This is a genomic window from Burkholderia sp. BE12 (assembly GCF_002959955.1).
Classification (GTDB): Bacteria; Pseudomonadota; Gammaproteobacteria; order Burkholderiales; family Burkholderiaceae; genus Burkholderia.
Genome location: NZ_PREY01000016.1, coordinates 134912 through 148776 on the forward strand (window position 1 = coordinate 134912; position 13865 = coordinate 148776).

Genomic DNA, 13865 nt, shown 5'->3' on the forward strand with positions numbered 1-13865 from the left:
CGATCCACGTCGTGCCGCTTCCGTCCCGCGCGAGCGACTTCCGGTATGGGTTTGTGCCCGCCGGCTTGCCGGCCCGTTACCGGAAGCGCCTGAAAAACCGCCGAATATCGTCGGCCAGCAGGTCCGGCTCCTCCATCGCCGCGAAATGGCCGCCGCTCGGCATGTCGGTCCACTGCACCACGTCGAATACGCGTTCGAGCCAACTGCGCGGTGGGCGGCTGATCTCCTTCGGAAAGCGCGCGAACGCCACGGGCACCGCCACGCGCTGCCCGGCCGCGAAGCGCATCGATTGCAGCCGGTTCTCCCAATACATCTGCATCGACGAGCCGATGCAGCCGGTGAACCAGTAGAGCGAGATGCCGGTCAGCAGCGTGTCGTGCGAAAAACGGCGCGCGACGTCGCCGTCGCAATCGCTCCACGTGCGGAATTTCTCGGCGATCCATGCGGCCAGCCCGAGCGGCGAATCGTTGAGCGCGACGGCCAGCGTCTGCGGCTTCGTCATGTGGACGTGCGCGTATCCCCCTTCCAGCGCCACCCAATCCGCGCGCTGCTTCAGGAACGTCTGCTCGTCGTCGGTCAGCGGCAGCGCCGCGTCGATCGCCGGTTCGTAGCTGCCCGGCAGGTAGTTCAGATGAATGCCGTCGACCACCCCCTCATGCCGCGCGCCGAGCGCGACCGACACGGCCGCGCCCAGATCGCCGCCCTGCGCGCCGAACCGTTGGTATCCAAGGCCTGCCATCAATTCCGCCCAGCAGTCGGCAACCTGAAACGCCGACGTGCCGGGTGCCGCCGGTGCGGGAGAGAACAGGAAGCCGGGCAGCGACGGCGCGACGATGTCGAACGCATCGTCCGGATCGCCGCCGAACGCGGCCGGGTCGCACAAGCGATCGATCAATGCATGGAATTCGAATGCGGAACCCGGCCAGCCGTGCGTGACGACGAGCGGATAGGGTTTCGGCCCCGTACCGCGCCGATGCACGAAATGCACACGCTGCCCGCCGACGTCCGCGACGAACTGCGGCAGCCGGTTGAGCTCGCGTTCCACCGCGCGCCAATCGAAGCCGTCGGCCCAGTACGCCGCCAATTCGTGCAGCCACGCGCCGTCGGTGCCCTGCTGCCACGGCTCGGCGGGCGTCAGGGTCGGCGGGCGGTAGTCGCGCACGCGCCGACGCAAATCGTCAAGCGCGTGCTCGGGGATCGCAATGTCGAACGGTTCAGCGTGCATGGTGTCTCCTCGCGACGAATGTCCACAGGATTCTGCGCGATTTTGCCGGCACGTGCTGAACGGCGCCCGCCGGCCCGACAGCGCGTCAGCCTGCTCCCGGCTCGTCGTCCGCCCGCGCATCGCGCCGCAACGCCTGCGGCGGCACGCCGAACCCGCGCACGAACGCGTCGCGCATATGTCGGCGGTCGCGAAAACCGTTTTCCTTCGCGATCACGTCGAGCGGATGACGGCTCTGTTCGATCATCGGCCGCGCCGATTCGAGCCGCAGCCGCTCGATCGCCTTCGCGGGCGACTGCCCGGTTTCGAGCGTAAACACGCGGCTGAACTGGCGCGGGCTCAGGTGGACGGCCTCGGCCAGATCCTCGACGCTCAGCGCGCGGCCGAGATTCTGCCGCGCGTAGTTGAGCGCGTTCTGGATTCGGTCGGATTTCGGTGCGGACGGGGTGAGCGCCGGTCGCCGCCGCCCGCGGCCGACGGCCGGCCATTGCCCGTTCAGCCGCGCCGTGGGCCTTCGCTTTTCACGCCGACCATCAGCGCCACGCCGCTCGCGACCAGCAGCGCGGCAAGCAGATACACGGCCAGATCCATGCTGCCCGTGCGCGTGCGGATCATCCCGATCACCCACGGGCTGACGATGCCGCTCGTGATCCCGATGCTGCTGATCAACGCGATCCCGGCCGCGGCCGCGTTGCCGGACAGGTAGCGGGTCGGCACGGCCCAGAAGATCGGCAGCGCGGCGAAGATCAGCGTCGCCGCGATCGACAGGCACGCGAGCATCGCCGCGAAGCTGTGCAGGTGCAGCGTCAGCGCCGCGAGCGCGAGTCCGCCGCCGATCGTGCAGCACGCGAAGTGCTTGCGGCGCTCGCCGGTGCGATCCGAGCGGCGTGCGATCAGGACGAGCCCCACCGCGCCCACCGCATTCGGCACGACCGTGTAGAGGCTCACGGCGACGACGTCGGTCACGCCGAAGTCGCGGATCATCAGCGGCATCCAGAAGTTGAGCGTCAGCGACGCGCAGGTCAGCGAGAAATAGATGAACGCGAACAGGTACACGCGCGGGTTCGCGAGCGCGGCCATCACGCTGCGCCCGTCGTGCGCGCTGCCGTGTGCGCGGCCTTCGGCGCACAGCGCGGCGACGCGCGCCTTTTCGTCGGACGTGAGCCACGTGGCGTCCTGCGGCCGGTCGACGAGGAACGTGAACGCGGCGAACGCGAGCAGGATCGCCGGCGCGCCCTCGATCGCGAACATCCACTGCCAGCCGTGCAGCCCGAGCACGCCGCTCATGTCGCGCATGATCCAGCCGGACATGAGGCCGCCGAGCACGCCGGCCACCGCGACGCCCGCGAAGAACACCGAGATCGCCGCCGCACGCCGGTTCGCGGGAAACCAGTAGGTCAGGTACAGCACGATGCCGGGGAAGAAGCCGGCCTCGAACACGCCGAGCAGGAAGCGCAGCCCGTAGAAATGCGACGGCTGCGACACGAACATCATCCCGGTCGATGCGATGCCCCACAGCAGCATGATCCGCGTGAACGTGCGGCGCGCGCCGAACCGCGCGAGCAGCATGTTGCTCGGCACTTCGCAGAACACGTAGCCGACGTAGAACACCGCGGCGCCGAGGCCGTACATCGCGTCGCTGAAGCCGAGATCGTGCTTCATCTGCAACTGCGCGAAGCCGATGTTGATGCGGTCGAGAAACGACACGACGTAGCAGAGGAACAGGAACGGGACGATCCGCCACGCGATCTTGCGGAACAGCAGCGCGTCGCTGGATTCGGACGTCGATGAGGATACCGAAGCGCTCGCGTGCGCGAGCGTCGCTTCGGCGGGAAGCGATTGGGGCATGTCTCTCTCCAAACGGGCCGCGCGATGTCGAGCGCGCAGCAGTCTTCGAGGGCGTGCATGCGCCCTGCTTTCTCGTGAGACCGGATACGGCTGCCGGAACCGCGGCGCAACGCCGCCGATGCCGGCGCCTTCAGGGAAACGGCGAGGCGATCATGTGAACGCCGCCCCGCCGCCGTGCACCGCTCAGTCCTGCAGCGCGGCCCACATGTCCTTGTCGCGCTGCGCGGTCCAGATGCGCGGATGCGTGATGCCGCTCGCTTCGTCGAACGCGCGCGACACGTCGAACGGCAAGCAGTGCTCGTAGATGAACACGTGGCCGAACTTCGGGTCCATCGCTTCGCGCGTGAGCGCCATCGCCGCCTTCAGGTCGAGATTGCGCTCGACGGCCTTGCGGCCCTGCGCGAGCAGCGTCGTGACGAAATCCTTCGTGTAGTCGAGGCCCTTGTCGACCTCGGCCGGATTCAGCAGCGCGGGGCCGCGGCCCGGCACGAGCTTCTCGGCGCCGAGCGCGCGCAGCGCCTCGAGCGTGGCCGGCCACTGCTCGAGCTGCGCGTCGCCGCAATAGCACGCGGCGTCGTATTCGACGAGGTCGCCCGAGAACAGCACCTTCTGCGACGGCAGCCACACGATCGTGTCGCCCTTCGTGTGGCCCGAGCCGACGTGCATGATCTTCACTTCGAGCTTGCCGAGGAACAGCGTGATCTCGCGCTCGAACACGAGCGTCGGCCAGGTCAGGCCCGGGACCGTCTCGACGCCGGCGAACAGGCGCGGGAAGCGCTCGATCTCCGACTTCATGTCGGCCTCGCCGCGCTCGACGATCATCTCGTACGTGCCGCGGCTCGCGATTACGTGCTGCGCGCCTTCGTCGAAATACGCGGACGCGCCGAGCACGCGCACCGCGTGATAGTGCGACAGCACCACGTGCTTGATCGGCTTGTCGGTCACGCTGCGGATCTTCGCGATCAGGTCCTGCGCCATCGCAGGCGTCGCGGTCGTGTCGACGATCAGCACGCTGTCGTCGCCGACGATCACACCGGAATTCGGGTCGCCTTCGGCCGTGTACGCGTACGCGTTCTCGGACAACTGCGTCCAGGTGACTTTCTTCTCTTCCAGATCGGCTTGGGAGGCGAATGCTTTGGCCATAGTGCGTTCCGTGGCTGCGAGCCATGTGTTGAGGGGAGTGAACGGATCATCTGCCCGCGTCGAATATTTGTCAATGGCAAACACGCTTGTTATTGTTTAACTCTGGTAAACCTGAAGTCTGCCGCGCGAAATGGCGTCGGATACCATGCGGGGTTTCGTCAACGGAAGAATCATCGCGTGCAGAACCACGAAGTCAGCGCGGACGATGCGCCGCCCAAGGCGCAGCGCGGCATCCAGAGTGTCGAGGTCGGCGGCCGGCTGCTCGACGCGCTCGCGCGTCGGCGCAAGCCGCTCGGGCTGTCGGAACTGGCCGCGGCGGCCGATCTTTCCACCGCGCAGGCGCACACCTATCTCGTGAGCCTGACGCGGCTCGCGCTCGTCAAGCGCGATGCGATCACCGGCAACTACGAGCCGGGCCCGCTGTCGCTGCGGCTCGGGCTGATGTCGATCGAGCGCCAGCCGGCCTACCGCGCGACGCTGCCGCACGCGGCGCGGCTGGCGGAAACGGTCGGCCTGAGCGTCGCGCTGTCGGTACCGGGCGTGCTCGGCCCGACGATCGTGCGCATCGAGCACGGCGGCTATCCGTTGCACATGAACCTGCACGTCGGTTCGGTGATGTCGCTCGACACGACGGCGACCGGCCGGGTGTTCCGCGCGTTCGGCGACGCCGCGCAACTCGACGCGATGGCGGCCAGCCAGGGCGGCGCGGGCGATACGCTCGCCGGCGCCGAAGGCGCGTCAGGCGCGCCGGACGGCGATGCGCAACCGGTCGAACTCGACGCGATTCGTACGCGCGGCATCGAACGCAGCATCGACCGGCCGAGCCCCGGCGTCAGCGGAATATGCGTGCCCGTTTTCGATGCGCGCGGGCGCCTGCAGCTCGCGTTGACGGTGATCGGTTCGACGGGATCGATCGATGTCGACTGGGACGGCCCGATCGCGGCGGCCCTGCGCGATGCGGCGCGGCAGGCCACCGCGTCGCTCGGCGCGGCGCGTGCGGAACCGGCGCCCGCGCCGGCGCCGGGCGCCGCGCGGGTACCGCCCGCGCTGGCCGACGACGCAAAAGCGCAGCGCGGGATCAATGCGCTCGACAGCACCGGGGAGCTGCTGCTCGCGCTGGTGTCGGCGGGTCGCGCGCTGCCGCTGCGCGATCTCGCGACGGCGGCCGGCATGCCGGCCGCGAAGGCGTTTCCGCATCTCGTCAGCCTGCAGAAGATCGGGCTGCTGAGCCGTGACGACGCCGGCTGCTTCGATGGCGGCCCGCTCGCGCAGGCGCTCGGCCTGATAGCGATGCAGCGCGTGTCGCCGACGCGCGACGCGGAAGCCGAGATCGTCGCGCTCGCCGGCGCGACCGACATGAGCGTGGCCGCCGCGACGCTCGGGCCGCTCGGGCCGACCGTGATCCGGCTCGAGGAATCGGCGCGGCCGCAGCACGTGAGCCTGCAGGTCGGCACCGTGATGTCGCTCGTCAATACGGCGATCGGCCGGATTTTCGCGTCCGGCATGTCAGACGACGTGCTGGCCGACCTGCTCGCCAACGAGCCCGTGCGCCTCGCGGGCGCGCCGGCCGCACCGGACGACGCGGCCTTCCGCGCCCGGCTCGCGGCGATCCGCGCGGACGAACTCGATTTCGCGTTCGACGCGCCGGTGCCCGGCATCGGGACGATCGCCGCGCCCGTGTTCGATCACACCGGCAGCATCCGGCTCGTGATCGCGATCATCGGCTCGTCGCGCGGCTTCCCGCGCGGGCCGGACAGCGAGCTGGCGCAGACGCTGCGGGCCGCGACGCGGCGGTTGTCGTGGCGCTTCGGATGGATCGGCCGGTAAGCGCACCCGTTCCTCTACGCTCGAATCCCTTTCATCTCCACGCGCAGCCGTGCCGGCACGGCCTCGGCACGCCTGTCCGGGCACGCCCGCGCAACCGATATCCATGTTGCGCAGCAGCAACATAAATTGTCAGTAATTCTCATATAACGAAATCGCATTTCACAAGACGGTGACGTTTCGCTATGATTAGGGTTATCCCTAGCTCGCCACCTACATGGGGCTTCGTCATGCAAACGTCTAATGTCTCCGATCGTTCCACCCAATCCGCTGGCTGGCTCGCACGCGTTGGCGAGCTGCTGGCAGAAGCCTGGGCACTGCACCTCGAAAACTGCGAAGTCATCGCTGAAGCACACGCGCGCCTGCCGCGCTGAGCGCAGCGCCGGCCGTTCGATTCGCTTGCGCTGACGCACGCCGATAGCGGCTGTTGCGCGGGGCGCCCGACGGTCGCGCCGGGTGCGTGGGTCGGATAAGCAAGAGGCTGGGCTCGTCCCGGCCCAATGCGCTTACCGCGCGGCGAGTGTTTCAAGATCGTCTCGACGCCGTGCTTCAGGCCGCGTCTCAGCCCGATATCGGCGTCGATTCATACGGATCGACGCGGATTGCCGTCAGTCGCGTACCCGGGCCAGAAGTCATTGCGCGCGGTCGTGCCCGCCCATCGCGGACGGAAGATTCATCCGTTTTCGTGCGTCCGCCGGCCGTCTCCCCGGTGAGCCTTCCCTATCGGCCGATCGCCGGTTTCGTCCGCACCCACGCCCGCTGCATGCGCCCGTCGTTGCAACGACGGCCGCGCTCCCGTCTCCGCTCCGTCACACCTGAATCGACGGCACATCCTTCATGCACCGCAGCGCGAACATGGAACGGCTGTGGCGGATGCTCGAAATCCGGTACAGCTTTTCGCGCAGGAAGCGTTCGTAGCCGGCCGTGCCGTCCACCGCCACCTTGATCCAGTAGTCGTACTCGCCCGACACCAGATACGCCTCGAGCACCTCCGGCAGCGCCGCCAGTTCGGCGCCGAAGCGCGCCAGCGCGTCGTCCTCGTGGCGATCGAGCGTGACCTCGAGAATCACGATGTCCGCGTAGCCGAGCTTGCGCTGGTTGACCAGCGCGACATAGCCGTCGATGTAACCGTCGAGTTCGAGTTGCCGCGTGCGGTTCCAGCATGCGGTGGTCGACATGCCGATCTGTTCGGCCAGTTCGGCGTTCGACAGACGCGCATTTTTCTGCAGTGCTCCGAGGATCTTGCGGTCCAGATTGTCGAGCGTTTTCGGCGTGCGTTCGCGGGTAGCCATGATGAGCAGAATTTTCTACTGAAAATCGGCATTCTATCTGAACAGGATTCTGGTTATAGGTCCGTTTTGATGGAAAACAGGAAGCCTTTTAACCGGGCCGCTTGATATATTTTCTTCATGCCTGCTGCCCGGCACGCTCCCCGCGACACCCCTCGCAACGGGACGCACGGCCGCAATCACGAGTTGCGGTGCCGGCCGGCCGGCGTGCGATTCCCCGCCGCCCGCACGCCTATCCGACCGCGTGCGGGGCTGGTGCCTGCCTTCCCGTTCCTGCCCGCCCGTCACATGTCGTTCAAGCTTTATCTGTCGTTCCTCGCCGCTTCCGTCGTCCTCATCTATGCGCCCGGCCCCGTCAACCTGCTCACGATGAACCAGGCGTTGCGCACCGGCTGGCGCCGCGCGCTGCCGTGCGTCTGGGGCGGCACGCTCGCCGTGCTGCTGCAACTCGCGCTGACCGCGCTGTGCCTGAATTCGCTGGTCCACCTCGATGAACACGCGCTGACCGTGCTGCGCTGGGCCGGCGCCGCGTATCTCGTATGGCTCGGCGGCAAGCAATGGCTGAGCCGCGCGCCGGCCGGCGCAGCCGCGGCACCGGCCGAGGCCGACGCCGGAACGGCAAGCGCCGCGCCGGACACCGACACCGGGCGCGCGCTGTTCTGGCGCGGCGTCGCGACTTCCGGGCTGAATCCGAAGACGCTGCTGTTCTTTCCGTCGTTCTTTCCGCAGTTCATCAGCCCGAATGCCGACTGGAGCCTGAACCTTCAATACCTGCTGCTCGCCGCGACGTTCGCGCTGCTGTTCGCCGGCGGCGTCGCGTCGATGGCGCTGTTCTCGCACCGGCTGAGCCGCGCGTTGCAACGGCCGGCGCGGATGCGTGCGATGAACCGCGCGACGGGCGGGCTGCTCGTCGGGATGGGCGCGATCATGGTCGGCTGGAACTGAACGGACGCGCGTACGGTCGGGCGCGTGAGCGTGGCAGCGCGCCCGAACGGCTGCGGCTGTTGAAATCCGACATGGTGTTTTCGCCGCAACGGTTCGCCGGCACGCTCGACGACGAACCGGTCGACGCGTCGATGATCTCGCCTTTGCCGTTCGGCACGACCGATGCCGCGTGATGTCGTAGGCCGGTGATCCCATGACCGCGTGACCCGGGGCCGCCCCCGCCCGGCCGGTACAATCCCGCGATGTCCGAATTGCTCACCTACGGCGGCCTGTTCGCCGTGTCGATGGTCGCCGCGACCCTGTTCCCGCTGCAATCCGAAGCCGTGCTCGCCGGCCTGCTGCTGGCCGGGCGCGAGCCTGTGTGGGCGCTGGTGCTCGTCGCGAGCGTCGGCAATGTCGCCGGCTCGGCGATCAACTGGGCGCTCGGCCGAGGAATCGAGCATTTCCGCGAGCGCCGCTGGTTTCCGGTCAAGCCGTCCGCGCTCGCGCGCGCCGAGCGCTGGTATGCACGCTACGGCCGCTGGTCGCTGCTGCTGAGCTGGGCGCCGGTGATCGGCGATCCGCTGACGATGATCGCCGGCGTGCTGCGCGAGCCGCTACCCACGTTTCTCGCGATCGTGACGATCGCAAAAGTCGGACGCTATCTGGCCGTCGCGTGGCTCGTGGCGTACTGAAGCCGTCCGTCATCCGGTTCCGCGTGTCGAGCCGGCGCATACCGCCGCCGTGCGCACGCCGCTAAAGAATTCGCCGAAACTGCCGATTACCTTACGACAAGCGGTGACGCGTGCGTTCCGCCCCTCTCTCCCCACTCAGGATCCCGTATGAGATTGACCCAATTGGGCCGGGTGAGCGTCGGTACGCGTCTTGCCGCGCTGGCGTGCGTGCTCGTTGCACTGCTGTTCACCGTTTTCGCATGGGCGCTCGCCCATTTTGCCGGCCAGCAACTCGCCGACGAGGCGCACGCGCGGATCGCCGACAAGGAGCAGTCGATCGGCGCGATGGTCGAGCTGTTCGACAAGGCGCTGTCGGCCGAAGCGACACGTGCGATGACGCTGTTCGCGAGCTTCCTGCCGGCCGACTTCGCGCTCGATCCGGCACGCACCGTCGACATCGGCGGCGTCGCCGCGCCGACGCTGTCCGCCGGCGGCCAGCCGCTCGACCTCGACTACTCGATTCCCGACCAGTTTCTGAAGAAAAGCGGCGCGATCGCGACGATCTTCGCGCGCGACGGCGACGACTTCGTGCGCATCACGACGTCGCTGAAGAAGCAGGACGGCGCGCGCGCGGTCGGCACGAAGCTCGACCGCGCCGGCCCCGCGTACGCGCCGCTGGTCGCCGGGCGCAGCTACACCGGCCTCGCGAAGCTGTTCGGCCGGCCGTACATCACGCAGTACAAGCCGGTGACCGACGCGACGGGCCGCGTGATCGGCGCGCTGTTCGTCGGCCTCGACATCGGCGCCGAGCTCAAGCTCGTCGAAGACGGCATCCGCTCGCTGAAAATCGGCGACAACGGCTACTACTTCGTGCTCGATGCATCGCAGGGCCCGTCGCGCGGCGCCTTCGTCGTGCATCCCGATGCGGCGGGCCAACCGGCCGACGGCACACGCGCACCCTACGCGCAGATGCTCGCGGCCGGCCAGGGCCGGCTCGCGTACACGTCGACCGACCCGGCCGCGCACGACCGCGGGCCGACCGCGAAAGTCGTGTCCTTCACGACGATTCCGCAGTGGCAATGGCTCGTCGGCGGCATCGCGCTCGACGACGAACTGCTCGCCACCATGCGCGCCACCCGCAACCGCTTCCTGATGATCGGCGCCGTGCTCGTCGCGGCGTTCGCGATGCTGTTCGTCATCGTCGTGCGGCGCGTCGTGAGCCGGCCGTTGGAAGACGCCGCCCGCGCGTCCGAGCGCTATGCGGCAGGCGACCTAAGCATGCGTATCCGCGACGGCGCGAACGCGCACGGCAGCGCGGGCAACGACGAGATCGGCCGGCTCGTGCAGGCCGTCGACGGAATCGGCGACGGCCTCGCACGAATCGTCGCGCAGGTGCGCAACAGCGCGGCCGACATCGCGCACGGCACGGTCGCCATCGCAGCCGGCAGCGGCGACATCGCCGCGCGAATCGCGACGCAGGCGAGCAGCGTCGAACAGACGGCCGCGAGCATGGAGCAGATCACCGCCGCCGTGCAGCAGAGCGCTGAGCATGCGGCGCAAGCCAACGCGCTGGTCGCGGACGCATCGGCCGCCGCGACGAACGGCGACGCCGCGGTGCAGCGCGTGGTCGCGACGATGGACGACATCGGCCGCGCGACGCGCCGGATCGCCGAGATCACCGGCGCGATCGAAGGCATCGCGTTCCAGACCAACATCCTCGCGCTGAACGCGGCCGTCGAGGCCGCCCGCGCGGGCGAACACGGCAAGGGCTTCGCGGTGGTCGCGGCCGAGGTGCGCGCGCTCGCGCAGCGCAGCGCGGCCGCGGTCAAGGAGATCGATACGCTGAGCGCCGAATCGTCGACGACCGTCGAACAGGGTTACCGGATCGCGGACGCCGCGCGCGGCACGATGCGCGACATCGTCGCGCGGGTCGACCAGGTCCGCACGCTGATCGGCGAGATCAGTGCCGCGTCGCGCGAACAATCGACCGGCATCGAGCAGGTGAATCTCGCCGTCACGCAGATCGGCGCCGCGACGCAGCAGAATGCGACGCTGATCTCGGATGCCGAGCGCGCGGCCGTCGCGTTGCGCGACCAGGCCGCGCAACTGTCGGACGCGGTGAGCGTGTTCCGGCTGGAGCGCGGCGCGTGACCTCGTGACCTCGTGATCGTCGGTGCGCGGCGGCGGAAAGCCGGCCGCCTACTTCTTCTCGCCGGCCAGGTCGATCGCCTTGTCCGAGCCGACCGCATGGCGCAACTGGAACTTCTGGATCTTGCCGGTCGACGTCTTCGGCAGCTCGCCGAAGCGCACGGCCTTCGGCACCTTGAAGCCCGCGAGCAGTTGCCGGCAGTGCGCGACGATCTCCTCCTCGGTCGCACTCGCGCCTTCGCGCAGCTCGACGAACGCGCACGGCACCTCGCCCCATTTCGGGTCGGGCATCGCGACGACGGCCGCCACGGCGACGGCCGGATGGCGGTACAGCGCGTCCTCGACCTCGATGCTCGAGATGTTCTCGCCGCCCGAGATGATGATGTCCTTCTTGCGATCCTTGATCCGGATATAGCCATCCGGCATCAGCACCGCGAGATCGCCGGTATGGAACCAGCCGCCGCGAAATGCGTCATCGGTCGCCTTCGGGTTCTTCAGATAGCCCTTCATGCAGATGTTGCCGCGGAACATGATCTCGCCGAGCGTCTCGCCGTCGGCCGGCACCGGCGTCATCGTGTCGGGATCCAGCACCGTCGCGCCCGCCTCGAGGTGATAGCGCACGCCCTGGCGCGCATTGAGCCGCGCGCGTTCCTCGTCGGACGCCGCTTCCCAGTGCGCCTGCTTGGCGCAGACGGTCGCCGGGCCGTAGACCTCGGTCAGCCCGTACACGTGCAGCAGGTCGAAGCCGATCTCCTTCATCTTCGCGATCACGGCCGGCGCGGGCGCCGCGCCCGCGACCATCGCGTGCACCGTATGGTCGATCCCGTCGCGGAGCTCGGCCGGTGCGTTCGCGATCGCGCTCTGCACGATCGGCGCCCCGCAGTAATGCGTGATGCGCTCGCGACGGATCAGGTCGAACACGGTCTTCGCGTCGAACTTGCGCAGGCACACGTTCACGCCCGCGCGCGCCGCCACGGCCCACGGGAAACACCAGCCGTTGCAGTGGAACATCGGCAGCGTCCACAGATATACCGCGTGCTTCGGCATGTCCCATTCGAGGATGTTGCTGATCGCCGCGAGATACGCGCCGCGATGGTGGTAGACGACGCCCTTCGGGTCGCCCGTCGTGCCCGACGTGTAGTTCAGCGCGATCGCCTCCCATTCGTCGGCGGGCGGCGTCCATGCGTAGCCGGGGTCGCCGCCGGCCACGAACGTCTCGTAGTCGGTCGCGCCGGCGAAACGGGCGGGATCCGCCGGCATCGCGTCGGCCACGCTGACGATCTTCAGGCCCGGCACCTCGAGCGCCGCGCGATGCGCGACCTCCGCGTACTCGGTGTCGACGATCAGCACCTTCGCCTCGCCGTGACGCAGCATGAACAGCACCGACGACGCGTCGAGCCGCGTGTTGATCGTGTTCAGCACGGCGCCGGCCATCGGCACGCCGAAGTGCGCCTCGACCATCGCCGGGATGTTCGGCAGCAGCGCCGCGACCGTGTCGCCGCGGGCGACGCCGGCCTGCGCGAGCGCGCTCGCCAGTTGCCTGGCACGCGTATGGGTTTCGCCCCACGTGCGTCGCACGTCGCCGTGCACGATCGCCGTGCGCTCGCCGTAGACTTCGGCCGCGCGGACCAGAAAATCGATCGGCGTGAGCGGCACGTAATTGGCATCGTGGCGGCCGAGCCCGGCCTCGAACATCTGCGTCATGATCCTGTCTCCCGTGTTCTGTCGACCGGGGCGCATGCACCCCGGATCGTTTTGATGTGGTTCAATTGCCGACAGCCTAACGGGCGCTATTGTGAGCCGTCTGTCATCGAAACGACAGAGTGCCGCTCGAGCGCTGCGCGTTATCCCTATCCTCGCAAACCCGCACCCATGCAAGACCACCCCGACGCGGCCGCCGCCCCGGCCGACACGCTTCCCGAACCGGGCCCGCTGCCGCCGCTGGCGACGCTGTTCGGCCAGTGCGCGTGGTTCCGCACGCTGGCGCCCGAACACCAGGCGCTCGTGCTGGCCCAGTCGCACGTCGAGCAGTGCGAAGCCGGCGACGTGATCGCGCAGCGGCTCGCGCCGTCCGAATACTGGATCGGCGTCCATCAGGGGCTGCTGAAGCTCGCGATCTTCAACGTGTCGGGACGCGGCTGCACGTTTTCCGGCGTGCCGTCGGGCGGCTGGTTCGGCGAAGGCAGCGTGATCAAGCGCGAGCTGCGCAAGTACGAGGTCGTCGCGATCCAGCGCTCGACCGTGCTGTTCGTGCCGGTCGACACGTTCCATGCGCTGCTCGATGCGAGCCTGCCGTTCACGCGCTTCGTGATTCATCAGTTGAACAACCGGATGGGCGAATTCATCGCGTCGATCCAGAACAGCCGGCTGCTCGACGTCGATGCGCGGGTCGCGCAGGCGCTCGCGCAGCTCTTCAACCCCGCGCTGTACCCGGATACCGGCCCGTCGCTGTCGATCTCGCAGGAGGAACTGGGGATGCTCGTCGGCGTGTCGCGCCAGCGGATCAACCAGGCGCTGCAGCAGCTCGAGAAGCTCGGCGCATTGCGGCTCGCGTACAACCAGATCGAGGTCGTCGATCTCGATGCGCTCGCCCGCTTCGGCATGGAGCAGCTGTGAGCACCGCCCGATGCGCGAAACCGCCGCCGTCGCGACGGCGCATTCCGTCCGCGGAATCGGCCGCCGGCCAGCGCGCCCCAACCTGACAATTCAGCCAGTTTCGCGACAGTAACCCGTGCCGGGCCGACGCCTATCATTCGGGTTCCCTTCACCGACGCCCGATCACCGCCTGTCCCG

General features: G+C 68.4%; 10 protein-coding genes and 2 pseudogenes. 6 read left to right on the forward strand and 6 right to left on the reverse strand.

The window, feature by feature from the left end:
- Positions 1 to 76: 76 nt before the first annotated feature.
- The 4 genes and pseudogenes from C4B30_RS19675 to C4B30_RS19690 all read right to left on the reverse strand — a co-directional run bounded on the left by C4B30_RS19675 (position 77) and on the right by C4B30_RS19690 (position 4213).
- Entirely contained in the window at positions 77 to 1225 is a 1149-nt protein-coding gene (locus C4B30_RS19675) for an epoxide hydrolase family protein (RefSeq protein WP_105132853.1), read from the reverse strand.
- A gap of 85 nt (positions 1226 to 1310) precedes the next feature.
- Positions 1311 to 1661: pseudogene (locus C4B30_RS19680) on the reverse strand (helix-turn-helix domain-containing protein); the annotation flags it as partial.
- Positions 1662 to 1717: 56 nt separating this feature from the next.
- Positions 1718 to 3070: an MFS transporter gene (locus C4B30_RS19685; protein ID WP_105132854.1), complete on the reverse strand. Its 1353-nt coding sequence runs from the start codon at positions 3068 to 3070 to the stop codon at positions 1718 to 1720.
- Between the two features lie 183 nt (positions 3071 to 3253).
- Complete coding sequence (locus C4B30_RS19690; RefSeq protein WP_027782947.1) at positions 3254 to 4213, reverse strand: MBL fold metallo-hydrolase; 960 nt, start codon at positions 4211 to 4213, stop codon at positions 3254 to 3256.
- 177 nt (positions 4214 to 4390) lie between these two features.
- On the opposite strand from C4B30_RS19690, the gene C4B30_RS19695 reads away from it, so the two are divergent.
- Positions 4391 to 6040: an IclR family transcriptional regulator gene (locus C4B30_RS19695; RefSeq protein ID WP_105132855.1), complete on the forward strand. Its 1650-nt coding sequence runs from the start codon at positions 4391 to 4393 to the stop codon at positions 6038 to 6040.
- An 806-nt stretch (positions 6041 to 6846) separates the two neighbouring features.
- Here the strand turns inward: C4B30_RS19695 and C4B30_RS19705 are convergent.
- Positions 6847 to 7329 carry an Lrp/AsnC family transcriptional regulator gene (locus C4B30_RS19705; protein ID WP_105132857.1) on the reverse strand — a complete coding sequence of 161 codons (483 nt, stop codon included), beginning with the start codon at positions 7327 to 7329 and terminating at the stop codon, positions 6847 to 6849.
- 285 nt (positions 7330 to 7614) lie between these two features.
- Between C4B30_RS19705 and C4B30_RS19710 the strand changes: the two genes are divergently transcribed.
- The 4 genes and pseudogenes from C4B30_RS19710 (at position 7615) to C4B30_RS19720 (ending at position 11075) form a co-directional block, all read left to right on the forward strand.
- Positions 7615 to 8271: a LysE family translocator gene (locus C4B30_RS19710; RefSeq protein ID WP_105132858.1), complete on the forward strand. Its 657-nt coding sequence runs from the start codon at positions 7615 to 7617 to the stop codon at positions 8269 to 8271.
- Positions 8272 to 8315: 44 nt separating this feature from the next.
- Positions 8316 to 8444 (forward strand): annotated as a pseudogene (locus C4B30_RS36315) (voltage-gated potassium channel protein); the annotation flags it as partial.
- A gap of 69 nt (positions 8445 to 8513) precedes the next feature.
- Positions 8514 to 8945, forward strand: a complete 432-nt coding sequence (locus C4B30_RS19715) for a YqaA family protein (RefSeq protein WP_105132859.1) — start codon at positions 8514 to 8516, stop codon at positions 8943 to 8945.
- 147 nt (positions 8946 to 9092) lie between these two features.
- Entirely contained in the window at positions 9093 to 11075 is a 1983-nt protein-coding gene (locus C4B30_RS19720) for a methyl-accepting chemotaxis protein (RefSeq protein ID WP_105132860.1), read from the forward strand.
- A gap of 48 nt (positions 11076 to 11123) precedes the next feature.
- Here C4B30_RS19720 and C4B30_RS19725 read toward each other — a convergent pair whose 3' ends face one another.
- Entirely contained in the window at positions 11124 to 12776 is a 1653-nt protein-coding gene (locus C4B30_RS19725; protein WP_105132861.1) for an acyl-CoA synthetase, read from the reverse strand.
- A 168-nt stretch (positions 12777 to 12944) separates the two neighbouring features.
- Between C4B30_RS19725 and C4B30_RS19730 the strand changes: the two genes are divergently transcribed.
- The gene (locus tag C4B30_RS19730) at positions 12945 to 13688 is read left to right on the forward strand and encodes a Crp/Fnr family transcriptional regulator (protein ID WP_105132862.1); all 744 of its coding nucleotides are present in this window, start codon (positions 12945 to 12947) and stop codon (positions 13686 to 13688) included.
- Positions 13689 to 13865: the final 177 nt, after the last annotated feature.